Origin of the sequence: Acidovorax sp. GBBC 1281 (assembly GCF_028473645.1) — a bacterium.
In the GTDB taxonomy this organism is placed as follows: domain Bacteria; phylum Pseudomonadota; class Gammaproteobacteria; order Burkholderiales; family Burkholderiaceae_C; genus Paracidovorax.
On the sequence record NZ_CP097269.1, the window covers coordinates 84,507 to 108,416 of the forward strand.

Annotated in this window: 19 protein-coding genes and 3 pseudogenes; 13 read left to right on the forward strand and 9 right to left on the reverse strand. The window is 71.2% G+C overall.

Annotated elements, in window-relative coordinates; genetic code table 11:
* Nucleotides 1–57: 57 nt before the first annotated feature.
* Nucleotides 58–603, forward strand: a complete 546-nt coding sequence (locus tag M5C96_RS00390) for a GNAT family N-acetyltransferase (RefSeq protein WP_272566471.1) — start codon at nucleotides 58–60, stop codon at nucleotides 601–603.
* A 22-nt stretch (nucleotides 604–625) separates the two neighbouring features.
* On the opposite strand, the gene M5C96_RS00395 is transcribed toward M5C96_RS00390, so the two are convergent.
* Nucleotides 626–1,516, reverse strand: coding sequence for a LysR substrate-binding domain-containing protein (locus tag M5C96_RS00395; protein ID WP_272566472.1), 891 nt, complete (start codon nucleotides 1,514–1,516; stop codon nucleotides 626–628).
* Nucleotides 1,517–1,697: 181 nt separating this feature from the next.
* Between M5C96_RS00395 and M5C96_RS00400 the strand changes: the two genes are divergently transcribed.
* The gene (locus M5C96_RS00400) at nucleotides 1,698–2,609 is read left to right on the forward strand and encodes a DMT family transporter (protein ID WP_272566473.1); all 912 of its coding nucleotides are present in this window, start codon (nucleotides 1,698–1,700) and stop codon (nucleotides 2,607–2,609) included.
* On the opposite strand, the gene M5C96_RS00405 is transcribed toward M5C96_RS00400, so the two are convergent.
* The gene (locus tag M5C96_RS00405; protein WP_272566475.1) at nucleotides 2,606–3,526 is read right to left on the reverse strand and encodes a LysR substrate-binding domain-containing protein; all 921 of its coding nucleotides are present in this window, start codon (nucleotides 3,524–3,526) and stop codon (nucleotides 2,606–2,608) included. The genes M5C96_RS00400 and M5C96_RS00405 overlap by 4 nt on opposite strands.
* Before the next feature lie 115 nt (nucleotides 3,527–3,641).
* Between M5C96_RS00405 and M5C96_RS00410 the strand changes: the two genes are divergently transcribed.
* Both M5C96_RS00410 and chrA read left to right on the forward strand, forming a co-directional pair.
* Nucleotides 3,642–4,346: an SDR family oxidoreductase gene (locus M5C96_RS00410; RefSeq protein ID WP_272566477.1), complete on the forward strand. Its 705-nt coding sequence runs from the start codon at nucleotides 3,642–3,644 to the stop codon at nucleotides 4,344–4,346.
* Between the two features lie 126 nt (nucleotides 4,347–4,472).
* Nucleotides 4,473–5,831 (forward strand): chromate efflux transporter, encoded by a 1,359-nt coding sequence (gene chrA, locus M5C96_RS00415; protein ID WP_272566478.1) that lies wholly within the window; start codon nucleotides 4,473–4,475, stop codon nucleotides 5,829–5,831.
* Between the two features lie 23 nt (nucleotides 5,832–5,854).
* Here the strand turns inward: chrA and M5C96_RS00420 are convergent, their stop codons facing one another.
* Entirely contained in the window at nucleotides 5,855–6,292 is a 438-nt protein-coding gene (locus M5C96_RS00420) for a winged helix-turn-helix transcriptional regulator (RefSeq protein WP_272566480.1), read from the reverse strand.
* 63 nt (nucleotides 6,293–6,355) lie between these two features.
* Here M5C96_RS00420 and M5C96_RS00425 point away from each other — a divergent pair, with 63 nt between their 5' ends.
* Nucleotides 6,356–6,739, forward strand: a complete 384-nt coding sequence (locus M5C96_RS00425) for a DUF4148 domain-containing protein (RefSeq protein WP_272566481.1) — start codon at nucleotides 6,356–6,358, stop codon at nucleotides 6,737–6,739.
* A gap of 46 nt (nucleotides 6,740–6,785) precedes the next feature.
* On the opposite strand, the gene M5C96_RS00430 is transcribed toward M5C96_RS00425, so the two are convergent.
* Both M5C96_RS00430 and paoC read right to left on the reverse strand, forming a co-directional pair.
* Complete coding sequence (locus M5C96_RS00430; RefSeq protein ID WP_272566483.1) at nucleotides 6,786–7,799, reverse strand: XdhC family protein; 1,014 nt, start codon at nucleotides 7,797–7,799, stop codon at nucleotides 6,786–6,788.
* A gap of 18 nt (nucleotides 7,800–7,817) precedes the next feature.
* Nucleotides 7,818–9,979, reverse strand: a pseudogene (paoC, locus tag M5C96_RS00435) (aldehyde oxidoreductase molybdenum-binding subunit PaoC).
* Nucleotides 9,980–10,012: 33 nt separating this feature from the next.
* On the opposite strand from paoC, the pseudogene M5C96_RS00440 reads away from it, so the two are divergent.
* Both M5C96_RS00440 and M5C96_RS00445 read left to right on the forward strand, forming a co-directional pair.
* Nucleotides 10,013–10,114 (forward strand): annotated as a pseudogene (locus M5C96_RS00440) (IS5/IS1182 family transposase); the annotation flags it as partial.
* Between the two features lie 67 nt (nucleotides 10,115–10,181).
* The gene (locus M5C96_RS00445; RefSeq protein WP_272563777.1) at nucleotides 10,182–11,276 is read left to right on the forward strand and encodes an IS630 family transposase; all 1,095 of its coding nucleotides are present in this window, start codon (nucleotides 10,182–10,184) and stop codon (nucleotides 11,274–11,276) included.
* Nucleotides 11,277–11,728: 452 nt separating this feature from the next.
* Here M5C96_RS00445 and M5C96_RS00450 read toward each other — a convergent pair whose 3' ends face one another.
* From M5C96_RS00450 to M5C96_RS00460, 3 genes are all read right to left on the reverse strand, one after another.
* Nucleotides 11,729–13,192 (reverse strand): DUF1501 domain-containing protein, encoded by a 1,464-nt coding sequence (locus M5C96_RS00450; protein WP_272566484.1) that lies wholly within the window; start codon nucleotides 13,190–13,192, stop codon nucleotides 11,729–11,731.
* 38 nt (nucleotides 13,193–13,230) lie between these two features.
* Nucleotides 13,231–15,135 carry a DUF1800 domain-containing protein gene (locus M5C96_RS00455; protein WP_272566485.1) on the reverse strand — a complete coding sequence of 635 codons (1,905 nt, stop codon included), beginning with the start codon at nucleotides 15,133–15,135 and terminating at the stop codon, nucleotides 13,231–13,233.
* A gap of 228 nt (nucleotides 15,136–15,363) precedes the next feature.
* Nucleotides 15,364–16,398 carry an alpha/beta hydrolase gene (locus tag M5C96_RS00460; protein WP_272566486.1) on the reverse strand — a complete coding sequence of 345 codons (1,035 nt, stop codon included), beginning with the start codon at nucleotides 16,396–16,398 and terminating at the stop codon, nucleotides 15,364–15,366.
* A 227-nt stretch (nucleotides 16,399–16,625) separates the two neighbouring features.
* On the opposite strand from M5C96_RS00460, the gene M5C96_RS00465 reads away from it, so the two are divergent.
* From M5C96_RS00465 to M5C96_RS00475, 3 genes are all read left to right on the forward strand, one after another.
* Entirely contained in the window at nucleotides 16,626–17,381 is a 756-nt protein-coding gene (locus M5C96_RS00465) for a response regulator (RefSeq protein ID WP_272566487.1), read from the forward strand.
* Nucleotides 17,378–18,766: an ATP-binding protein gene (locus M5C96_RS00470; RefSeq protein WP_272566488.1), complete on the forward strand. Its 1,389-nt coding sequence runs from the start codon at nucleotides 17,378–17,380 to the stop codon at nucleotides 18,764–18,766. Before M5C96_RS00465 ends, M5C96_RS00470 begins: the two co-directional genes overlap by 4 nt.
* A 175-nt stretch (nucleotides 18,767–18,941) precedes the next feature.
* Nucleotides 18,942–19,985 (forward strand): serine hydrolase domain-containing protein, encoded by a 1,044-nt coding sequence (locus M5C96_RS00475; RefSeq protein ID WP_272566489.1) that lies wholly within the window; start codon nucleotides 18,942–18,944, stop codon nucleotides 19,983–19,985.
* An 88-nt stretch (nucleotides 19,986–20,073) separates the two neighbouring features.
* Here M5C96_RS00475 and M5C96_RS00480 read toward each other — a convergent pair.
* Nucleotides 20,074–22,045 (reverse strand): annotated as a pseudogene (locus M5C96_RS00480) (methyl-accepting chemotaxis protein).
* A gap of 106 nt (nucleotides 22,046–22,151) precedes the next feature.
* On the opposite strand from M5C96_RS00480, the gene M5C96_RS00485 reads away from it, so the two are divergent.
* From M5C96_RS00485 to arsH, 3 genes are all read left to right on the forward strand, one after another.
* Nucleotides 22,152–22,475 carry an ArsR/SmtB family transcription factor gene (locus tag M5C96_RS00485; protein WP_272566491.1) on the forward strand — a complete coding sequence of 108 codons (324 nt, stop codon included), beginning with the start codon at nucleotides 22,152–22,154 and terminating at the stop codon, nucleotides 22,473–22,475.
* 77 nt (nucleotides 22,476–22,552) lie between these two features.
* A complete protein-coding gene (locus tag M5C96_RS00490; RefSeq protein WP_272566492.1) occupies nucleotides 22,553–23,059 on the forward strand; it encodes an arsenate reductase ArsC in 507 nt (168 codons plus the stop codon).
* A gap of 24 nt (nucleotides 23,060–23,083) precedes the next feature.
* Nucleotides 23,084–23,797: an arsenical resistance protein ArsH gene (arsH, locus tag M5C96_RS00495; protein ID WP_272566493.1), complete on the forward strand. Its 714-nt coding sequence runs from the start codon at nucleotides 23,084–23,086 to the stop codon at nucleotides 23,795–23,797.
* Nucleotides 23,798–23,910: the final 113 nt, after the last annotated feature.

Genomic DNA, 23,910 nt, shown 5'->3' on the forward strand with positions numbered 1-23,910 from the left:
GGTGGCCTCCGTTCCCCGTGCCGCCCCCTCGCAACGCTCCTTCACACCACCCACGCCATGCCCGCCCACGCCCGATCCCACCCCCTGCCATCCGCACCGCCCCGGGCGCGCCCGCTGGCTGCGGCCGATCTGCCCGGCCTGCTGCAGGTGCAGCGCGCCTGCTATGGCGAGGGGTTCGAGGAAAGCCATGCGGTGTTCCTGCGCCGCCTGGCGAGCCCGGCGCAGTGCTCGCTGGCCCTGGAGCGGGACGGCCACCTGGGCGCCTACCTCGCGGCCTACCGCTCGCTGCGGGGCAAGGTCACGCCGCTGCACGGCGACTTCGAGGCCGCCGAGGCCCCCGACACGCTGTACCTGCACGACATGGCCGTGGCGCCCGCGCTGGCGGGACAGGGCCTGGCGCAGGTGCTGCTGGCCGAGGCCTGGGCCACGGCACGCAGCGAAGGGCTGCGCCACAGCGCGCTGGTCTCGGTGCAGGGCTCGCAGGGCTACTGGGCACGGCACGGCTACGCCCCCGCACCGCTGCAGGACGCTGCGCAGCGCGCACGGCTGGCCACCTACGGCGAGGGCGCGGTGTACATGGTGCGGGCATTGCCGGGGGCGTGAAGCCCGGCGCCGGCCACATCACTCAAGCGCCGCCGCCGCGCTCCTGCCCGGCCTGCGCGACGATCCAGTCGCGGAAACGCCGCAGCTCCGGATCGATGAGCGCGGGTGCCGCATAGACCAGGTGGTACGCCAGCGGTGTGGCCAGCGCACCCGCCTGCACGCCGATCAAGGCGCGCGTGGCCAGCTCGCGCCCGATGAGCGCGCGGCGCACCAGCGCGAAGCCCCGGCCGGCCACGGCGGCTTCGATGGCGCCGTTGGAATCAGCGAATACCACGCCCTGTTCGGTGTTTATCCGAAGCATACGGTGCGCCTCGCACCACAGCCGCCAGTCGCCCCGGTGTTCGTCGTGCAGCAGGCGGGGGCCGTCGATGTCGCGGGCGCGCGCGATGCGCCGCGGCGCGATGAGGCGGGGGCTGCACACAGGCACGAGATCGTCGGCCAGCAGCGCTTCCGCCCGCAGGCCCGGGTACTTTCCCATGCCGTGGCGCACCGCGAAATGCACGCCCTCGCCGGCCAGATCGACCGTGCGGTTGGTGGTGCTCACGTGCACGTCCAGGCCGGCTGCGTGCTGCTGAAAGTCCTGCAGGCGCGGCACCAGCCACTGCACGGCGAAGCCAGGCGTGCAGCTGACCAGCACCACACGCCGTGCGCCGGCGGCCACCCGTGAGGTGGCGTGGCCGATGACCGCAAGCGCATCGCTGCAGGCCGACTGGTATTCGGCACCCGCCCGCGTGAGCGCCAGGCCGCGCGGCAGGCGCTCGAACAGCGTGCAGCCCAGGAACTCCTCCAGCTTGCGCACCTGCTGCGACACCGCGCCCGGCGTGACGTGCAGCTCGGCGGCGGCGCGGCGCACGCTCAGATGGCGCGCAGTGGCTTCGAAAAATCGCACGGCGATGAGGGGAGGCAGGCGCATGACCGTTCAGTCAAAATAAACAGTCGCGCAGCATAAATGGTTTGCGGGAACCCACCGGATTTCGAAGAATGGGCCTCCAGCGCCGGGGGCGGCCCGGGCCCGCCAGGGCTTGGCGAAAGCCTTCGGTTTCGTCGTTTCGTTTTGCCGATTCGGCGGGGTCCGCGCCCCGCCGGCGCCACCCATGACCCTCGCCAGCCTGATCCGCCTGTTCGCCCTCGCCGCCCTGTGGGGCGGCAGTTTTCTGTTCATGCGCATCGCCGTGCCGGTGCTGGGCGCGGTGCCCACGGCCTTCGGGCGCGTGGCGCTGGCGGCGGCCGGGCTGATGGCGTTGCTGGCGTTCGCGCGGCTGCGGCCGGCCTTTCACGGCAAGCTGGGCGCGGCGCTGGTGCTGGGCGTGGTCAATTCGGGGGTGCCGTTCCTGATGTTCGCGCTCGCGGCCCGCACGCTGCCGGCGGGCTACAGCGCCATCCTGAACGCCACCACGCCGCTCATGGGCGTGCTGATCGGCGCCGCGGCCTTCGGCGAGCGGATCACCGCCGCGCGCACGGCCGGCGTGCTGCTGGGCATGGCCGGGGTGGCCGTGCTGGCGCAGACGGGCCCCGTGGCCCTGTCACCGCAGGTGCTGGCAGGCATGGGCGCCTGCCTGGTGGCCACGGCCTGCTACGGCGCGGCGGGCTTTCTCACGCGCCGCTGGATCACCGCGCGCGGCGGGCTCGACAGCCGCCTGGTGGCGGTGGGCAGCCAGTGGGGCGCCGTGCTGGTGCTGGCGCCGTTCGCGGCCTGGGAGGTGTGGCGCCAGCCCGGCCTGCCCGCCACCTGGATGGCCGCGCCGCCCGTGGTGTGGGCCGCCATGCTCGCCATGGGGCTGCTGTGCACGGCCCTGGCCTATGTGCTGTATTTCCGGCTCATCGCCGACGTGGGGCCGCTCAAGGCGCTGTCGGTGACCTTCCTGGTGCCGCTGTTCGGCGTGGCCTGGGGCTGGCTGGTGCTGGGCGAGGCCGCCACCGCCGCGCACGCGGCCGGTGGCGGGCTGATCGCCGCGGCGCTGTGGCTGGTGCTGCGGCCGACGCCAGTGGCGAAACCTGGACGTTAGCCCGGCAGCGAGGGTGGGGCGGCCGGCGGTCCGCCCGCGCCGTCCAGCAGCCAGCGCCGCACCTGTGCGACCGATTCGGGGTGCCGCTGCTTGCGGGGGTGCACGAGGTAGTAGCCCGCGCCGGTGCGCAGGGCCTCGGGAAAGGCCAGCACCAGCCGCCCGGCCGCCAGATCGGACGCCACGAATTCCTGCTGGGCCAGCGCCAGGCCCTGCCCCATGGCGGCGGCATCGATGGCGAGCGTGGTCTGGTTGAAATGCAGGGCGCGCGCCGCAGGCGCCCTGGCCTGCGGCGCGCACTGCTCGAAGTAGGTCTCCCATGGCGACTGCGCATCGTGCAGCAGCACCTGCGCGATGCCATCGCCGGCCCGCCCGGCCTGCGCGCTCGGTTCTCGCCACCGCGGGCTGCAGACGGCGACCAGGCATTCCTCGAACAGCAGATCGGCGGACAACCCGGGACCGAACGGGAGCCGGCCATAGCGCACGGCCAGGTCCACCGCTTCGTTGTGGAAGTGCGCCAGCCGCTCCGTGGCCAGGATGCGCAGATCGACGCCTGGGTGCCGGCGCGTGTAGCCGTCGAGCCGCGGGATGAGCCATTTGGTGGCGAAGGTGGGCGTCACGCTCACGGTCAGTCGCAGGGGCTGGGGGACCAGGCTCTCCGTGGCCTGGACCAACAGTTCGAAGGCCCGCCGCACGCCGACGATGTAGCGCTGGCCGTTGGACGTGAGCGCCAGCGCGCGGGGCAGGCGCTCGAAGAGCTTCAGGCCCAGTTCCGCCTCCAGGGCCCGCACCTGCTGCGCCACGGCGCCTTGCGTCACCCCCAGTTCCAGCCCGGCCAGCCGGAAGTTGAGGTGGCGGCTCGTGGCCTCGAAGGCACGCAGGGCATTGAGCGAGGGCATGCGCCCGAGGGGTTCCGTCATGGGTGCAGATTTTCTACTGATTCGAGACAGGCGATCTGCCAGGCTCCATGCCCCCGAAACGCCTGAGGTGTCGAACAATCTCCAGGTGCCACTGGCGGCACGCAAGGACCGACAAATGGCAGTAGAAAAAGTGGCGCTCATCACCGCCGGCGGCAGTGGCATGGGGGCGGCGGCCGCACGCCGGCTGGCCGCCGATGGCTTTCGCATCGGCATCCTTTCCTCCTCCGGGAAAGGGCAGGCGCTCGCCGAGGCGCTGGGGGGCGTGGGGGTCACCGGCTCCAACCAGTCGGTGGAGGACATCGGGCAGCTGGTGGACCTGGCCCACAGGCGCTGGGGCCGCATCGACGTGCTGGTCAACAGCGCCGGCCATGGGCCTCGGGCGCCATTGCTGGACCTGTCCGACGAACAGTGGCTCGAGGGCATGAACACCTACCTGCTGAACGTGATCCGGCCCACCCGCCTGGTGGCGCCCCTCATGCAAAGGCAGGGCGGCGGGACAATCGTCAACATCTCCTCGGCCTGGGCACTGGAGCCCAGCGCGCTGTTCCCGGCGTCGTCCGTCATGCGCGCCGGGCTGGCCTCGTTCACGCGCATCTTCGTCGACAGCTTCTCAGCCGAAAACGTGCGGATGAACAACGTGCTGCCCGGCTGGATCGACAGCCTGCCCGTGTGGGAAGAGCGGCGCACCGCCGTGCCGCTGCAGCGCTACGGCACCGTGGAGGAAGTCGCCGCCACGGTCGCCTTCCTGGCCTCCGACGGGGCGGCCTACATCACGGGGCAGAGCCTGCGGGTGGACGGCGGGCTCATGCGCGCGCCGTGATCCGTCCGGGCCCTTCCACGGCCACGGCGGCGGCCCTATGATCCGCGCACCGGGAACACAGCCTCCCGTCCCGCCCCGGGTAGACGGTGTCCCGTCCAAGTGCTGGCAGCTCTCATGGAATCGATCATGGACACCGCCTTGCCCGACGACGCCGCATCGGCACGCCCCCACCCGCTGCCACTCTCCGTGGCCCTGCTTTTCTGGCTGAAGCTCGGCTTCATCAGCTTCGGCGGCCCGGCCGGGCAGATCGCCCTCATGCATGCGGAACTGGTGGAGCGCCGCCGGTGGATCTCGGAAAAGCGCTTTCTCCACGCCCTGAACTACTGCATGCTGCTGCCCGGGCCCGAGGCCCAGCAGCTGGCCACCTACCTCGGCTGGCTGCTGCACCGGACCTGGGGCGGCATCCTCGCCGGCACGCTGTTCGTGCTGCCGTCGCTGTGCCTCCTCATCGGGCTGTCCTGGCTCTACATGGCGCATGGGGACATGCCGGTGATCGCCGGGGTGTTCTACGGCATCAAGCCGGCCGTCACGGCGCTGGTGGTGCAGGCCGCCTGGCGGATCGGTGGCAGAACGCTGAAGAACCGCTGGCTGTGGGGCATCGCGGTGGCCGCGTTCGGGGCCATCTTCGCGCTGCAGGTGCCGTTTCCCGCGATCGTGCTGCTCGCGGCGTGTGCTGGCCATGTGGGCGGCCGGGTGTCGCCACAGGCGTTTTCCGCCGGCGGCGCCCATGGCGCGGCAGCGGAATCGGCCGGGCGAGCGCTGATCGACGACGACACGCCCGCGCCGCCCCACGCCTTGTTTTCGTGGACGCGGTTTACCAAGGTGCTGCTGGTGGGCGGGGGGCTGTGGGTCCTGGCGCTGGGAGGGCTCTGGGCGCTGTTCGGATGGCATGGGGTGCTGACCCAGATGGGGTGGTTCTTCACCAAGGCCGCGCTGATGACCTTCGGTGGCGCCTACGCCGTGCTCCCCTACGTCTACCAGGGCGCGGTCGACCACCACCACTGGCTGAGCGCCACGCAGATGATCGACGGTCTGGCGCTGGGCGAGACCACGCCCGGGCCGCTCATCATGGTGGTGTCGTTCGTGGCCTTCGTCGGGGGATGGACCCATGCCCTCTTCGGGCCCGGATCGCTGTTCCTGGCAGGCGCCGTGGCCGCCACCGCAGTGGCGTTCTTCACCTTCCTGCCCTCGTTCGTATTCATCCTGCTGGGCGGTCCGTTCATCGAGTCCACCCACGGCAACCTGAAGTTCACCGCGCCGCTGACCGGCATCACCGCCGCCGTGGTCGGCGTGATCGCCAACCTGGCGGTGTTCTTCGCCTATCACGTGCTGTGGCCACAGGGCCTGGGAGGCCGCTTCGACGCCGCGTCGGCCGCCATCGGCGTGCTGGCCGCGGTGGCCCTGTTCCGGCTCCGATGGGGTGTGATTCCGGTGCTGGCGCTCTGCGGATTGCTCGGCGTGGCGTGCCGGCTGTCAGGGGTGTGAGCCGCTGCAGCGCGCAGCCACCGTCACTCCGGATTCACCAGCTTGATGGCGCGCGTTCCGATCTCCGCGCCCGTCACCGCATCGATCGCGATGGGCTGGATGTCGGTCCCCCGCTCGGCGTCCTGAAAGCGCACCAGCGGGCCGGTGCCCCGGTGCTTTCGCCCCCACGCGCCGATCATGAAAAGCACCGGCAGGTAGTCGCGCCCCGCCTGGGTCAGGACGTATTCCTCGCGCGGCGGGCGTTCGGAGTACTGGCGCTTTTCGAGCAGCTTTTCCTCGGTCATGGCGGCCAGCCGCTTGGTCAGCATGGTGGGCGCGATCCCGAGGCTCTTCTTGAACTGATCGAAGCGCGTGAGGCCGGCATGCGCATCCCGAAGGATCAGCATGGTCCAGGCATCGCCCAGAACCTGCAGGCTGCGCGCGATGGGGCAGGGGCTGTCGCCCGATTTTTCAGCGTTCATATCGTTTCGGTATTGAATAACTATTAAATCGATACTAACATGCGGACCTCTGCCAGTCCACCCATGGAAACCATCCCAATGCCCTATTTCACCTTGAATTCCTCGCTGTCGATCAAGACCCCATTGCCTGCTTCGCCCCCCGCCCCGGTACGCCTTCGGGCCACGGTGGCCGCGGCACTGGCGCTGGCGAGTGCCTTCGCGATGCCCGCCCAGGCACAGGAGCGCACCGCGACGCCGCAGCAACAGCCCACGCTGTCCCGTGCCGAGGTGATCGCCGACCTCGCCCTGTGGCGCCGCGCGGGCGCCGACCGGTACGAAGGGCTGTCGCGTTCGTACGGCCTGGAGACGCAGGCCTACGACGCGGCCCAGCAGGAGTACCTGCGCCTTCGCCAGAGCGAGGCATTCCCGGCGGAAGTCCGCAAACAGCAGGCAGCGGACAGCCAGTGAGCCCGCGCACGGTGGGACACGGCGGCGCCCTCGGGCGGCCGCCGCCTCACCCTGCGAGCAAGGCCTTGGCCGGCGCCACCTGCATCTGCGGCGGGATCGCCACCCCGTTGCGGACACTTAGCACCTCGGCCATGACGCTCACGGCGATCTCCGCCGGCGTCTTGCTGCCGATGAACAGGCCGATGGGCCCCTTCAACCGCGCCAGCGCCGGTGCGTCCAGGTCGAAGTGCTCGGCCAGCCGCTGGCGCCGCGCTGCATTGTTGCGCCGGCTGCCGATGGCGCCGACATAGAACGCATCGGTCTTCAGCGCCTCCAGCAGGGCAAGGTCGTCCAGCTTGGGGTCGTGCGTCAGCGCGATCACGGCGCTGCGCCGGTCGGGCCGGAAGGCCAGCACCACGTCGTCGGGCATGCCGTCGGCCAGAGCGGCGCCGGGCACCGACCACGCACCGCGGTACTCCGCCCGCGGGTCGCACACCGTCACCGCGAAGCCGTTGAAGCCGGCCATGGTTGCCAGGTATTCGGCCAATTGCCCCGCGCCGATCAGCAGCATGCGGAACTGCGGGCCGAAGGTGCTGGCCACCGTCTGCGCATCCGCATGGAAGGCCTGCGCGCCGCGGGCCTCGGACAGGGTGACCGCCCCATCGGAGAGCCGCACGCTGCGGCGCACCAGGCAGCCCTCGGCCAGCGACTCGACCAGGGCCTGCAGCGAGTCGAGTGCCGGATCGCGTTCCACCAGCAGCTCCAGCGTGCCGCCGCAGGGCAGTCCGAATCGGTGCGCCTCGTCGGCGGATACCCCGTACTTCAGGAGCACCGGCTTCGCCGGGTCCCGGGGCAGGGCGTCGTCCCGGCCGGGCGTGCAGCACCGTGCGATCAGGTCGTCCTCGATGCAGCCGCCACTGACGGAGCCCACGACCGCGCCGCGGTCCGACAGCGCGAGGATGGAGCCCACGGGCCGGGGCGACGAGCCCCACGTCCGCACCACGGTGACGAGCCAGCCGTGCACCCCCGCGCGGCGCCAGTCGAGCAGGGTGTGCAGCACCCGGAAATCGAGGTTGTCCACGGCGCGTTCCCTCCGGCGTCAGGCCTGGGCGGGCAGGTGCGGCAGGTGCGGCAGCAGCTTGTCCAGGGTGATGGGGTAGTCGCGCACCCGCGCACCCGTGGCGTTGTAGACCGCGTTGGCCACGGCGGCGCCGACGCCGCAAAGGCCCAGTTCGCCCACGCCCTTGGCTTTCATGGGCGAGGAGATGGGGTCGGTCTCCGGCAGGAAGATGACCTCCTGGTGCGGAATGTCGGCATGCACCGGCACTTCATAGCCGGCCAGGTCGTGGTTGACGAAGAAGCCCCGGCGCTTGTCCACGGCCAGCTCTTCCATGAGCGCCGAGCCCACGCCCATGGTCATCGCGCCGATGACCTGGCTGCGGGCGGTCTTGGGGTTGAGGATGCGGCCCGCCGCGCACACGGCCAGCATGCGGCGCACCCGCACTTCGCCCGTGTCCACCGCCACGCCCACCTCGACGAAATGCCCGGCGAAGGTGGACTGCTGGTACTGCTTGTCGAGGTCGCCGTATTCGATGGCGTCCTCGGCCACCAGGCCGGCCTCGCCCGCCGCCTCGCCCAGGGGCACCGAACGCCCCGCAGCGCGCACCATGCCATCGGCGAACACGGCATCGGCCGGCGCCACGCCGAGCTTGCGCGCGATCGTCTCGCGCAGCTTCATGCAGGCCGCGTACACGCCGGCCGTCGCGTTGTTGGCGCCCCACTGCCCGCCCGAGCCGGCCGAGGCCGGAAAGGCGGAATCGCCCAGGCGCACGTCCACCTGCTGGAGCGCGACGCCCATCACCTCGGCGGCCGTCTGGCCCATGATGGTGTAGCTGCCGGTGCCGATGTCGGTCATGTCGCTTTCCACGGTCACGCGCCCCGTGCGGTCCAGGCGCACGCGCGCGGCCGATTTCATCAGCAGGTTGTTGCGAAAACCCGCGGCCACGCCCATGCCCACCAGCCACCGGCCCTCGCGCCGCTGGCCCGGTGCCGCGCTGCGCTGGCTCCAGCCGAAGCGCTCCGCGCCCAGGCGCAGGCATTCGACCAGCTGGCGCTGCGAGAACTTGCGGCCCGGCTTTTCAGGGTCGGTCTGGGTGTCGTTGAGGACGCGGAATTCGATGGGGTCGATGCCGAGCCGTTCGGCCATTTCGTCCATGGCGATCTCCAGCGCCATCAGCCCGGGCGCCTCGCCGGGCGCGCGCATGGCATTGCCCTCGGGCAGGTCCAGCTGCGAGATGCGCAGCGCCGTGTAGCGGTGAGCGCCGGCATACAGCAACCGTGTCTGCGCGATGGCGTCCTCGGGATCGCCGCCGGGCAGGTTGCCGGACCAGCTTTCATGGCCGATGGCGGTGATGCGCCCGTCCTGGCCCGCGCCGATGCGGATGCGCTGGATGGTCGCGGGCCGGTGCGTGCCGTTGTTGGCCATGAGCGGGCGCTGCATCGCCACCTTGACCGGCCGGCCTGCCGCGCGCGCGCCCAGCGCGGCCAGCACGGTGTCGGCCCGCAGGAAGAGCTTGCCGCCGAAGCCGCCGCCGATGTAGGGCGACACCAGCCGCACCTTGTCCGGCGCCAGGCCCAGCGTCTTGGCCAGGTCGCCCGCGGTCCAGGCGATCATCTGGTTGGACAGCCACACCGTGAGGTGGTCGCCCTCCCAGGCCGCCAGCGAGGCGAAGGGCTCCATCATCGCGTGGGTGTGGTCGGGCGTGGTGTAGGTGACATCCAGCCGCACCGGGGCCTCGGGATAGCGGCCGGCGAAGTTGCCGAACGCGCTCTCGGGCTTGGAGGACTTGGGCACGGTGGCAGAACCGCGCTCGGCCGCCAGGTCGAACGCGCCAGGCGTGCTGACGTAATCGATCTTCAGCAGATGCGCCGCGGCGCGGGCCTGCTCGAAGGTCTCGGCCACGACCAGCGCGACGGCCTGGTGGTAGTGCTCGATGCCGCTGCCGCCCAGCAGGCGGGCGACGTTCATCTTGCCCTTGCCGAGCTTGCCGGCGTTCTGGGCATTGACGATGGTCAGAACGCCCGGCGCGGCGCGCGCGGCGGACAGGTCCATCGAGGCGATCCGCCCCTTGGCGATGGACGATCCCACGATGTAGCCATACGCCTGCGCGCCACGACGTCGTGCTGCTCGTAGGCGTATCGCGCCTGCCCGCTGGTCTTAAGCGGGCCGTCGATGCGGTCCAGCGGCTGGCTTTGTTGCACAAATCGCGATGCTGATGCCCGTAGACTGACTGCGTGACAGAGACGAAGAACAGGCAGCGGAGCAAGTACCGCACGACGAACTGGAAGGCGTACAACGCGGCGCTGAAAGCGCGAGGCTCGTTGACGATGTGGCTAGTGTCCTGTCCCGTTAATTCGCAGGCACGATAGCTGCATGGTTTCGGGCCATCCTTGAGGTGCCGCCATGCCCAATGCAACGACCCGAACAGAAATTGCGCTTAGTGAAGTGGAGCGCGCGGAACTGACGTCCATGGCGCGATCACGTTCGCTGCCAGCGGCGTTGTCGCTCAGGGCGCGCATCGTGCTGACTTGCGAAGGCACAGATAAAGCCAGCACCGCGGTTGCGCAGGCTCTGGGGATCAGTCGTAGCACTGTCACCAAGTGGCGCGGGCGCTATGCGCGCCATCGCATTGCAGGGCTTTACGACGAGTTGCGCCCGGGTCGCCCCCGCACGGTAGATGACGAGCGTGTTGCTGAGTTGATTACCAAGACGTTGCACACCAAGCCTGCTGATGGGGGTACCCACTGGAGCACCCGCACGCTGGCCGCCGATACGGGCATCAGCAAGAGCACGGTGGCGCGCTATCTGCAGACCTTCAACCTCAAGCCGCACCGGGCCGACAGCTTCAAGCTGTCGACCGATCCGCTGTTCATCGAGAAGCTGCGCGACGTTGTGGGGCTGTACCTGAACCCACCTGACAACGCGCTGGTGCTGTGCGTGGACGAGAAGAGCCAATGCCAAGCTTTGGAGCGTACGCAGCCGATGCTGCCAATGGGGTTTGGCTATGTCGAAGGTGTCACGCACGACTACGTGCGCCACGGCACCACCACCTTGTTCGCGGCCCTGAACGTGATGAATGGCCAAGTGATCGCGCAGTGCCGGCCCCGGCATCGTCATCAAGAGTTCCTTGCCTTCCTGCGCGCCATCGACAAGGCAGTGCCCGACGAACTGGATGTGCACTGCATAGCTGATAACTACGCCAGCCACAAGCATCCAAAGGTGCGCGCTTGGTTGGCCGAGCGGCCTCGCTGGCACATGCACTTCGTTCCGACCTATTCAAGCTGGCTCAATCAGGTCGAGCGCTTCTTCTCGATCATCACCACGCGGGCAATCCGCCGTGGCTCGTTCACCAGCGTGAAGGATCTGATCAACAAGATCGACACATTCATCGCGAATTACAACCAGTCCTGCCAGCCGTTTACTTGGACAGCTACAGCAGACTCCATCCTCGAAAAACTCGCCAGACTATGCGGGCGAATTAACGGGACAGGACACTAGTGTCCCTGCGTGATATCGCATCGCGGGCCCAGCTTTCGCCCTCGCTGGCGCGAATGTCCGATGCCTGGTTGGAGGCGCCAGCATGAAGCACTGCTCTCGTTGTTCGGTTGGCTCGACCTGCGGCCTTGAGATTCTCGAAGACCTCGGATGGAACGGATACCGTACGGTGTGCATAGCCATCAGGCAGGCCCAGTGCCCCACTGGCGACGTTTTGATGCACTTCGACGGTATCGGCTTGATGGCCTGACGACAAAGCATTCCAGCTACCGGAAGACGAAGAGCCTCCGCCCTTGAAGATACCTTTGAACATGATGAAAGCGTCCTGAAAAGAATTTTCCAGAATCTAGGTTTTTTACCTGCAGGCGCATCGCGTGCGGACGAAAAAACATCCAACGAGCCGAACTGGAAGTGGCCTTCGTGCCTGCGCAGGCATCCCCCCTGCTCAAGGATGATCAACCCATGAAGCCGAGATCGACTGGATATTGCGTTCCGCCGAAGTTGGCGATGCGTGGCAACACCCCCGCCATCTCCGTATTCGCCACCCCGAACCACCGCGCCATCGTGGCCGCGTACTGGTCCACGGCGGTGCTGGGCAGCAGGCGGCCCTGGCCCACGTGCCACTGGTCTTCGCTGCCGCTGCCGTTGCCCACGCTGATGGGCGGCGGCGTGCCGTAGAAGGCCGCGCCGCGCACGGCGCCGCCGACCACGAAGTGGTGGCTGCCCCAGCCGTGGTCGGAGCCGTCGCCGTTCGAGGTGAGCGTGCGCCCGAAGTCCGATGCGGTGAAGGCGGTCACCTTGTCGGCCACGCCCAGCTCCACGGTGGCGTTGTAGAAAGCGGTCATGGCGCTGCTCACGCGGTCCATCAGCACGGCCTGGCCCGAGACCAGGTTGTCGTGCAGGTCGAACCCGCCCATCGACACGAAGAACACCTGCCGCCGCGTGCCCAGCGCGCCGCGCGCCGCGATCAGCCGTGCCACCACCTTGAGCTGGTCGGCCAGGGGGTTGCCCGTCGGGAACGCGGTGGACACGCCCGCGCCCGCGAGCGCAGCGGAGATCTGCCCTTCCGAGCCGATGGAGCGCTGCGTCACGCGCGCGTATTCGGCCTCCATCGCGTGGGCGCTGGCGGCCTGCACCAGCTCGCTCAGCACGCCGCGCACGGCGCTCGATCCATAGACGTTGTTCTTGACCCCGTTGATGGGCACGGCGCCGCTGGTGCTGATCTGGTACTGCAGCGCCTGGTCGCCCGAGAGGAACACCGCGTTGCCGCTGGCCGAGATGCAGGTGAACAGCGAATTGGTGTTGGCCGACAGGGCGAGGTCGCCCAGGTTGCCGCCCCAACCCACGGTGGAGCCTTCGGCGCCCTGCGCTTGCCACACCGACTGCTGGTCGTTGTGCGAAAAGAGCTTCGGGGGCAGCGGGTAGGTGCGGCGGTCGGCACTGGCGTACTGCGCCCGAGTAAGTGGCACCACCAGCGGGCCCACGTTGAGCTGCACCGCCGCGCGCCCGCTGTTGAAGAGGCCGGCCATGCCGGTCATGGCGGGGTGCAGCGCGTACTGCAGGCCGCCCGCGAGGGCGCTGGCCGGCTGCAGCACGGTGCCGCCCAGCGCACTGCGCCCGAGCGCGATGCCGCCCGCGGCACCGTCCGCGCCGCCGCCGCGGATGGTGGCGTACTGGGCGTAGCGCGCGCTGTCGTAGGGCACGACGGTGTTGGCGTAGTCGTTGCCGCCGTACAGGAAGACGCACACCAGCGCCTTGTAGTCGTTGGCTTCGAACGCCGCGGCCTCGCCCAGCGCGGCGAGGTTGAGGGCGAACGGCAGCGCGGTGCCGGTGGCGGCCAACTGGGCCGAGCGCCGCAGGAAGGCGCGGCGCGTGTGGCGGGCCGGGTCGATGAAGGGGGTGGACGGGTTCGTGGGCATGGGCGTGTTCCGTGGGCGTGTCCGTGGGGCAGGGGCGGTCACTTCTGCACGAGGTATTCGGGGCTGGCCATCACCAGCAGCACGGCCGCGGCGACGCGGTTGAGCTGCACGGCGGTGGTGCTGCTCGCCGTGACGGGCGTGGTGTTCAGCGCGGCGGCGATGCGGCCCTGCGTGGCGGCTGACACCTGGCCGGCCGACAGCAGTAGCGCCGCCTTGCGCACCAGGGCCGTGGCGTCGGCCACCAGCGGCAGCAGGTTGGCATAGGTGCAGGCGATGTCGAAGCCGTTGCTCGCGTTGCTGGCGTTTTGCGGCAGGTCGGGCGCGTTCACGAAGATGCCGTTGCGGATGGCGTTCTGCATGAAGTTCAGGTAGCCGCTCACGCTGGTTTCGTTGACGATCTGGAACTCCGGCGCGACCTGGCCGTTGGCGGCCATGGCGGTGGAGGGCGGCACGTAGCCGGGCCGAAAGAAGTTGAACACCGACCCCGCGCGCATCGGGCTTTGCCCCAGGCGCGTGGCGGGGTCGCTCAGGTCGCCGATCTTCCAGCTGCCCTGTGCGGAGCGCAGCCCGAAGGTGCGGCCCCATTGCACGAAGCGCACCATGGGCTCGCGCAGGCGGCCGAACTGCGGATTCGCCAGCCCCGTGGCGCTGCGCGCTTCGGTATCGAGCAGCACGGCGGCCACCACCGCGCGCAGGTCGCCCCGGGTGCCGCTGCCGTTGTTGGCGAACGCCGCCGCCACGCGCGCCACGTAGGCGGGGCTGGGGTTGCTGGTCACCAGGCGCTGGATGAGCTGGCGGCCGATGAAGGGACCGACGTTGGGGTGGTTGAAGAGGGTGTCCAGCGCCGTCTTGAGCGCCGCCTCGCCAGGCGTGCCGGCCCCGACGGTGGTGCCCAGGAACGTGGCGGCCAGCGTGGAATGCCGGCTGGCGGTGAGCACCATCGGCAGCCGGGCCTGCTGCGGGCTGGGCACGGTGCTGGTGCCCACGGTGGTGGGCTGGTTCTGGCTGCGGTCGTAGTCGTAGCCGGTGAACACGCGCGCCAGGTTGCTCACGTCGGCGGCGGTATAGCTCTCCAGCCGGTTGCCGCTGCCGTCGCGCTGCTCGGTGCCGTCGGCATTGAGCTGGTACAGGCCCAGCGTGAACAGCTGCATGACCTCGCGGGCGTAGTTCTCGTCGGGCTGACGGCCGGTGCGGGCGTCTTCCTTCTGGTTGCCGCGCGTGTTCAGGTACACGCCCATGGCCGGGTTCAGCGTCACGGCCTCCAGCAGCGCGCGGAAGTTGCCGAGCGCGTGCGTGTTGAGCACGTCCCAGTAGCCGGCGGCCAGGAAGGCGTTCCAGGTCTGGTCCAGGCCGTTGACCGAGACCACCATGATCTCCGACAGGGCCAGCGCCACGCGCTTGCGCACCGCATCGCCCGCGGTGAACAGCTGGTTCCACAGCATGAAGTCGGCGGGGTAGGCCGCGTTGTACAGGCGCGTGTCGGCATTGGCCACGCCGTAGCCGCGCTGGGTGAGCCAGTCGGTGCCCGTGGTGCCGATGGGCTGGGCGAACTGGTCGGCCAGCCAGGCGGCATAGCCCCGGGCGCGCACCTCGGCGATGGATTCGTCGGTGGCCGAGAACTGCGCCTGCAGCAGAAACCGCGCGGCCTCCTCGTCGGTGGCTGGGGCGTTCACGGCCCCCGTGCCGCCGCCCGAGGGCGCCGGGCTGGGGGCGGGGGTGCCCGCGGGGGGCGGCGGGCTGGTGCCGCTGTCTTCGCTGCCACCCCCACCGCCGCCGCAGGCGGCCAGCAGGGCGGCCGTCAGCGCGGCGGCGCCGGCGGCCGGGGCGCTGGAAGGCAGCGAGGGGGCGAGGGGCGGGGTGGGCTGCGGGGCCGGCGATGGGCTTGGCGAGTGGGGCGCAGGGTGGTCGGCGCCGAGGGCGGGTGCCGCGGGGGTCAGCATCATGGGCGTCTGTCCCGGGCAAACGGGAGCGTGGCGGATGGGGACACGGGCATCGCCGGGGCGTCGGGGCGACGGCGGCGCGCGAGGAGGGGCAGGAATTTTTGGGAACGGCGTGCCCGCCCATTCCGATGACAGGCCGATGCAGCTGTTACATCCGGTCTGTGTCCGGTTGTTACCGCGGCAGCGGGGCGCGCCGGTCCGCTCCCTCGGCCGCCATGCCCGGCTGCGCCGTCAGCGTCCCAGCCGCCGCGCCACTTCGCCGTCGAGCGAGGCCATGAACGTTTCCACGGCCCGCGTGTAGTCGCTGTCCAGCCCCAGGGTACCGTTGATGTCGCCATGCGAGAGCGCCTGCGGCAGCACCTCGGCGCGGCCGCCGGCCTCGCGCACGCGGCGGGCCATGTGCACGGCCTGCTGGCATGGGTGGTCCGGGCGCACGGTCGAGCACACGAACTGGAACGGCGCCGCGCCCGGCACCAGCTGGTCGTAGGGCGACAGCGCCGCCCAATAGGCCGGGTCGTCGCCGAAGGCCTCGTCGTAGAGCGGGGCGTGGGGCGCCCCCATGAGGGCGGGCAGGTCCAGCACCGCGCTGTCCAGCGACACCGCGCCCAGCCAGGGCGCCGCGCCCGCGCGCTGCGCCAGCGCCGGCTGGGCGTTCAGCAGCGCCACCAGGTGCGCGCCCGCCGAATGGCCCATGAGCACGGTCCGGGTGCCGTCGGCCCCCCACTGCGCCGCCCGCTGCTGGACCGTGGCGAGGGCCGTGGCCACGTCGTGCGCCTGCAGCGCCACGCCCGTGTCCGGCAGCAGCCGGTAGTTGACCGACACCAGCACGAAACCGAGCGGCACCCAGCGCGCCACCTTCTCCTGCACCACGCGCTCCATGGCCTTGTCGCCCGTGCGCCACGCGCCGCCGTGGACCATGAAGAGGATCGGCGCCCGTGGCCCGGCGGCCGGCCGCGCGGAGGCGGGCGGCAGGTACACGTCCATGCGCTGCAGCGGGTCGTTGCCGTAGGGCACGTCGAAGAGGCGCTGCACGCCCTCGGGCAGCCGCGAAATGCTGCGGGGGCTCTGCTCTCCCATCCACCCGACGGTCTTCAGGCCCCCGCCCCCGGCCCAGCGCCCCTGCCAGGGCCCCTGGGCCTGCGCCGGCAAGGCCCATGCGGCGCCGGCCAGCAGCAGCGCGGCCACGAGCGTGTGGCGCAGCCGAGGGGGCGCAAGGCGGTGGGACGGCGAGTGGGTGGCGGTGTGGGCGGGGGCGTGGGCGGTCATGGCATCGGGCTCCTGGGAGGGCAGTGGCGGTTGGGTGGGGCGCCGTGCGCGGATCGCTGCGCCCTCGCCGCCACTGTGCCGCGCCACCGTTCCAAAACGATGGCCCGCGCATTCCAAGTGATGACAAACCATGACCGCTGCGCCAGGTCCTGTCATGGCCTGACACGGGCATGCCGATGGCGCCGCGGGCCGGCCCTACCATCGTGGGCAATCACAGGGGTTTTTCCATGACCGATGCGCTGGCCCGGATTCTGGTGGCCGATGACGAACCCGACCTGCGGGCGCTGCTGGAGCGCTACCTGGGCGACCACGGCTACGCCGTGCGCACGGTCGACGGCGCCGGCCCGCTCGACCGGCTGCTGGCGCGCGAGCGCTTCGACGTGCTGGTGCTGGACGTGATGATGCCGGGCGAGGACGGCCTGGCCATCTGCCGCCGCCTGCGCGCGCAGGGCGAGACCATTCCCATCCTCATGCTGACCGCGCGCGGCGACCCGGTGGACCGCATCGTCGGCCTGGAGATGGGCGCCGACGACTACCTGCCGAAACCCTTTCAGCCGCGCGAACTGCTCGCGCGCATCCAGGCCATGGTGCGGCGCCAGCGCATGCTGGGTGCGCACGCCGGCTCCGCGCCCTCGGCCGGGCGCGTGGCGTTCGGCGATTTCACGCTGTGGCTGGACGAGCGCCGGCTCGAGCGCGCGGGGCAGGACCTGCCCATCACCACCGCCGAATTCGCGCTGCTGCGCGTGCTGGCCGGCCACCCGCACCGCCCGCTGGGGCGCGACCGGCTCATCGCGCTCGCCCACGGGCCGGCGCATGCCGCCACCGACCGCAGCATCGACGTGCAGGTCATGCGCCTGCGCAAGCTGATCGAGGCGGACCCGGCCCGGCCGCGCCACATCCGCACCGTGTGGGGCGTGGGCTACGTGTTCGTGCCGGATGCCACGGCGCCGCCGCCCGCCGATGGCGCGGAGGCCGCCCCATGAGCGCCCCGGCCGGGTCCGCGACCGGGGCGCGCCGCGCGCGCTGGCCGCGCAGCCTGCTCGGGCGGCAGTGGCTGCTGGTGGCGGCCCTGGTGGTGCTGGGCCAGCTGTGCGCGGCCTGGGTGGCACGGCAGATGGTCCTGCGCCCCCGCGCCGAGCAGGTGGCCGAGGGCGTGGCCCGCCATGTCGATGCGCTGCGCGCCGGCTTGGCCGCGCTGCCGCCCGCGCAGCGGGCGGCGTTCACCGACGCCTTCAACCGCCGCGCCCGGCAACTGGCCGGCACGGCCGCTGGCGCCGCGCCCGGCGCACGGACCTCGCCCGTGGAGCGCACCTTCATGCAGGCCGTGGAGCGCCGCCTGGCGGCCGATCCCGACCGCGCTGGCGCCGCCACCGCCCCCCGCTGGCGGCGCGACGAGGCCGGCGGGCTCGTGCTGCGCGTGTCCTTCGACGGCGCGGACCACTGGCTCGGCCTGCCCGGCCTGTTCCCCACGCGGGAGGCCACGGGCGCCTGGCTGATGGCCACGGTGGCCGGCATGCTGCTGGCGCTGGCCGCGGCCTGGTGGCTGCAGCGGCACCTGCACCGGCCGCTGGCGCGCGTGGTGGCTGCGGCCCGGCGCATCGCGCGCGGCCAGCCGCCGCCGCTCCTGCCCGAGGAGGGGCCCGAGGAACTCGCCACCGTCAGCCGCAGCATCAACGCCATGGCGCTCGCCCTGGCCCGTGCCGACCATGACCGCGCACTGATGCTGGCCGGCGTGTCGCACGACCTGCGCACGCCGCTCACCAAGCTGCGCCTGGGCGTGGAGATCGCGCAGCCCCGGCTGGACGGCGACCTGGCCGCCAGCATGGCGCGCAGCATCGACGAGATGGATGCCATCGTCGGTCAGTTCCTCGACTTCGCCCGGGTGGGCGAGGCCGAGGCCCCGGTGCGCGAATCGCTCGACGCCCTGGCCGACGCCGTCGCCCAGGCCCAGGCGGATCATGGCCGCACCGTGCGCGTGGAGCCGGGCGGCGCCCCGCCGCTGCCCCTGCGCCCCCAAGCCCTGCGCCGCGCCGTGGACAACCTGGTGGAAAACGCCTGGCGCCACGGCGCCGCCCCCGTGGTGCTGCGCACTGGCGGGGCCGCGCAGGGGGCGGCCGCGTGGATCGAGGTGCAGGACGGCGGCCCGGGCATCGCGCCGCAGGACCTCGCCCGCGTGCGCGAGCCGTTCGCGCGCGGCGGCGCGGCGCGCTCGGGGTCGCCGGGGGCGGGGCTGGGCCTGGCGATCGTGGAGCGCGTGGCGCGGGCGCACGGGGGCACGCTGGAACTGCATGCCGCGCCCGGGCAGGGGCTGCGGGCGCGCATCGTGCTGCCGCGGGAGAACGGCGCTGGCAGACTGGAAAAGGATTAGCGCAAAATAGGGCGCCAGCGCAATCAGGACTAGGGCATATTGCTATTTAATTGATGGCATTTCCCGGGCCGATCTGCACCGGCCCGGCGGTTTCGGTTCCTGGCTCCGGCAGCAGGGGGCCGGACCGCTGAACCCATTCCGCGCCCCACCACGCTGCCCCTTCCATTCCATGCCGATGCTTTTGCGAACCCTGTGCGGCGCGGCCCTGCTGCTGCTCGCCAGCGCGTGTACGTCCGTCCCACCGGCTTCGACGGCGCCCGTGCCCGCCGCCTTTCCCGGCGCATCGTGGGAGCCCCAGCCCGTCGCGGAGCAGGGGCCGGCCTGCCGCCGCGGTCTCGCAGTCGCCGGCGACTACCTTCGCACCCTGGACACGACCGCCCTGATGGCGGTGCAGGACGGCCGGGTGCTGTTCGGGTACGGCCCGCCCGTGGCGGACGGCACCATCGACCTCGACCGCACGCTGGCGGACCTGGGCATCGACGACACGGGCGGGCTGCTGCCGATCGAGCGGCAGGCGACATTGCGTGACCTGCTCACGGCGCGTTCGGGCGTCTACCATGCGGCCGCCAATGGGGGCGACGACGCGGCGGCCGCGCCGGCGCGCGGCTCTCAGGTGCCGGGCCGCTATTTCCTCTACAACAACTGGGACTTCAACGCGGCCGGCACGGCCTTCGAGCGCATGACGGGGCGCAGCATCTACCAGGCCTTCGCGGACGATCTGGCCGCGCCGCTGCAGCTGCAGGACTTCGACCCGGCGCGGCATGTGCGCAGCGGCGATGCCCGGCGGTCGGAGCACCTGGCCTATCCCTTCTTCCTGTCCACGCGCGACATGGCTCGGCTGGGCCATCTGATGCTGCAGCAGGGCCGCTGGCGCGGGCGGCAGATCATTCCGGCGGATTGGGTGGTGCAGACCACGCGGCCCACGACGCCGGCCTCGGAGATGCACCCGGCGCACACCGCGCGGCGCGGCTTCGGGTACGGCTATCTGTGGTGGCTGCTGCAGGAGCCGCCGGACTCGCCCCTGGCAGGCGCCTACATGGCCTGGGGCGTGCACGGCCAGTACATCCTGGTGGTGCCGAAACGGCAGATAGTGATCGCGCACAAGCGCCAGGTGCCGGTGGCGGGCGACTGGAGCGTCAGCTGGGTCGGTCCGAAGGCGTTCCTGTACGCTGCCCGCCTGCTGGCGGCCGCGCCCTGCCGGGCCGGCGAGGCGCCCTGACCGGTCCGCGCTGCCGCCGGGGTCGGCAGGGAGGGCAGGAAAGGGCCGCGAAAAATGCCACCAGCGCAATCAGTACTAGGGCATATTGCTATCGAATTTGTAGCGTATCGCCTGGCTGCACCACCGCATCCCCAGCCCCCAGCCGAAACACCCCCGCCGCCCGAACCAGCTCTTCCGCCTGCGCCCGCAGGCTGTTCGCCGCGGCGGCCATCTCCTCCACCAGCGCGGCGTTCTGCTGGGTGGCCTGGTCCATCTCGGTGACGGCCTCGCCCACCTGGGAGACGCCCAGCGACTGCTCGTGGCTGGCCGCGCTGATCTCGCCCATGATGTCCGTCACGCGGCGGATGGCGGTGACCACGTCGGTCATGGTGCTGCCCGCCTGGTCGGCCAGGGCGCTGCCCTGCGCCACCCGTTCCACGCTGGCGCCGATCAGCGCCTTGATCTCCTTGGCCGCCTCGGCGCTGCGGCCGGCCAGGCTGCGCACCTCGCCGGCCACGACGGCGAAGCTGCGGCCCTGCTCGCCCGCGCGGGCGGCTTCCACCGCGGCGTTCAGCGCCAGGATGTTGGTCTGGAAGGCGATGCCGTCGATCACGCCGATGATGTCGCCGATCTTGCGCGAGGCGGCGTGGATCCCCTGCATGGTCTCCACCACGCGCGTGACCACGGCGCCGCCCTGCACGGCCACGGTGCTGGCGTGTTCGGCGAGCTGGTTTGCCTGCCGCGCGCTGTCGGCGTTCTGGCGCACGGTGGCGGTCATCTCCTCCATGGAGGCGGCGGTTTCCTCCAGTGCGCTGGGCCTGGGCCTCGGTGCGGGCCGACAGGTCCATGTTGCCCTGGGCGATCTGGGCGCTGGCGGTGGCCACGCCCTCGGAGCCGCTGCGCACCTGCGCCACCATGGGCTTGAGGCGCGCGCGCATCTGCTGCTGCGCGGCGATGAGCCGGCCCACCTCGTTGCTGCCGTGGGCGGTGTCCTCGCCGCTCAGGTCGCCCGCGGCCACGGCGCTGGCCAGGTCCACGGCCTGCGCCAGCGGCCGGGTGATGGAGCGCACGAAGACCGCCGCCAGCCCGCCCGCGAGGGCCAGCGCCAGCGCCATGGCCAGCGCGGCGACACCCAGGGCACGCTGGTGGCGGGCCACGCGCTGCTGCAGCGCGGCCTCCAGGCTGGCCATGGCGGTGGCGTTCAGGGCGCTCAGCGCCTCGATGGTTGCCGAGAGGTCGTCGAAGTAGTCCTTGGCGGGCAGGGTGATCTCGGTGGCCTTGAGCAGCCCCCGGTCGGCCAGGCCGCGCGATGCGGCCACGCGCTGGCGCACGGCCGACACCTGGGCGCCCAGCGCCTGCTGCAGGCTGGCATCGCCGGCCATGGCGCGGTCGAAATTGCGGAAGGTGCTTTCCTCCAACTCGCCCACGCGCTGCTGCAGCGCCTGCAGCGAGCCCTTGCCCTCGGGCGGCAGGCTGGCGCGCGCGAGGTACCCGGCGCCTTGGCCGCGCAGCAGGCCGATTTTTTCGCCCAGCAGCGGGGCGTGGACCAGCGAGGCCTGGATCAGGTCCTGCGTGGCGGTGTCGGGATCGGTCTGGAAGCCGTAGGCGTGCAGCAGCTCCTCGCTCACCCGCAGCAGGTCGGCCACCAGCTGCGTGTGCTGCGCCAGGGCCTGCGCGGCGGGCAGCGCGCGGGCCGCCACGGCCTGCTCCAGCGCGCGCCAGGCCTGCGCCGCGTCGGCCCAGGCCTTGACCTGCGCCGCGGGGGCCGCGGCAGCCGCCATCTGCCGGTCGGCCTCGGCCAGGGCCTTGTTCATCGCATCGCGCACGGCGGGCCGGCGCGCGCCCAGCACCTCGTCCCCGTTGAGCATGGCGGCCGACAGGCCCCGGTGCACCTGCAGCCACTGCGCGGCCTGGTTGACCGCGATGATGGCCGGCGCGCCCGCGCTCTCGTGGCGCGCATCGCCGATCTCCTGCAGCGCGCCGCGCACGTACAGCCCGGTGGGCAGCGCGGACATCAGCACGGCGATCACGCCGAGGATCAGGAATTTCTGAAGCAGGGTGAGGCGGTGGAGGATGGGCATTTTGTGTAAACAAATGTTTGGTTCTGGGGTCTAGCAAGACATGTGCCTTTGCCCCTTGTCTCCCGCTTTCATCTTAATAATTCAATGATTGTTGTATAGTCGAATAATGAATGAATCCGATGTGGTCCAAGCCCTGGCTGCCCTGGCGCAGGCCGTGCGCCTGCGTGTCTTTCGGGCGCTGGTGGTGGCGGGCGAGGAGGGCCTCACGCCCGGCGCCCTGGCCGAGCGCCTGGAGATCGCGCCCAACACCCTGTCGTTCCACCTCAAGGAACTGACGCACGCAGGCCTCGTCAGCCAGGAGCGCCAGGGCCGCAACCTGATCTACCGCGCCGCCTACCCGGCCATGACCGCCCTGCTGGCCTATCTCACCGAGAACTGCTGCCAGGGCGCGCCGTGCCTTCCCGCCGCCGCCAACGCATGCCAGTGCTAGCCATGCCAGCCACGCGTGGGCTTCAGCCACTCCGGGCTCTTTCGCCCCATCGCACTGCCGGCCCTCCGGAGCCCTCCATGAGCGACACCCCACTCGCCCTGAACGTCCTCTTTCTCTGTACCCACAACGCGGCCCGCAGCATCCTGGCCGAGGCCCTGCTCAACGACCTGGGCCGGGGCCGCTTCCATGCCCATTCCGCCGGCAGCCACCCGCGCGCTCACCAGCGGCCCAATCCGTTGGGCATCCAGGTGCTGCGCAGCGCAGGCATTGCGACCGACGGCCTGCGCAGCAAAAGCTGGGACGAATTCGCCGCGCCGGGGGCGCCCGCCATGGACCTGGTCATCACCGTCTGCGACAGCGCGGCCGGCGAGGTGTGCCCGATCTGGCCGGGGCACCCGGCCACCGCCCACTGGCGCCATGCCGACCCCAGCGAAGGCGGCGGCACCGATGCCGAGAAGCTGGGCGCGTTCCGCAACACGCTGCACGCCATGAAGCGGCAACTGGAGCGGCTGGTCGCCCTGCCGCCGGACCGGCTGGACCCCGCCGTGCTGCAAGCCAGCGTCCGCCAGCTGGCCTGCGATTGAGGACAGGGCGAAGCCGACACGCGTATGAATCCTGACCTTCCGAACCTCGACGCCGCGCTGCTGCCCCCCGTCGATCCCGAGCGGCTGTTCCCTGCGCGGCGCGCCACCCATGCCCCGCGCATCCTGCTGCTGTACGGCTCGGTGCGCGAGCGGTCTTATAGCCGGCTGCTGACCGAAGAGGCGGCGCGGCTGCTGCGGGCCTTGGGCGCCGAGGCGCGCATCTTCGATCCGCGCGGCCTGCCGATGCCGGACGCGGCGCCCGACGACCACCCCAAGGTGGCCGAGCTGCGCACGCTCGCCCAATGGGCGGAAGGCATGGTCTGGACCTCCCCCGAGCGCCATGGCGCGATGACCGGCATCCTCAAGATGCAGATCGACTGGATTCCGCTGTCGGTCGGCGCGGTGCGACCCACCCAGGGCAAGACGCTGGCGGTGATGGAGGTCTCGGGCGGCTCGCAGTCCTTCAATGCCGTCAACCAGATGCGGGTGCTGGGCCGCTGGATGCGCATGGTCACCATCCCCAACCAGTCCTCCGTGGCGAAGGCGTTCCTCGAATTCGACGAGGCCGGCCGCATGAAGCCGTCGAGCTACTACGAGCGCGTGGTGGATGTGATGGAAGAGCTGGTGAAATTCACCCTGCTGACGCGCGACGGCGCCGCCTACCTGGTGGACCGCTACAGCGAGCGCCGGGAAAGCGCGCAGGCCCTGTCGCAGCGCGTGAACCAGCGCAGCCTCTGAGCGGTCGGCGGGGCGGGGGCGGGGCCGCACACGGCACGCTGTCCCGCGCGGCCACACGGAAACCGGGGCCGTGCTGAATAATCGATCTTCTCGCGCCCCCCTTCCCCCAGCCC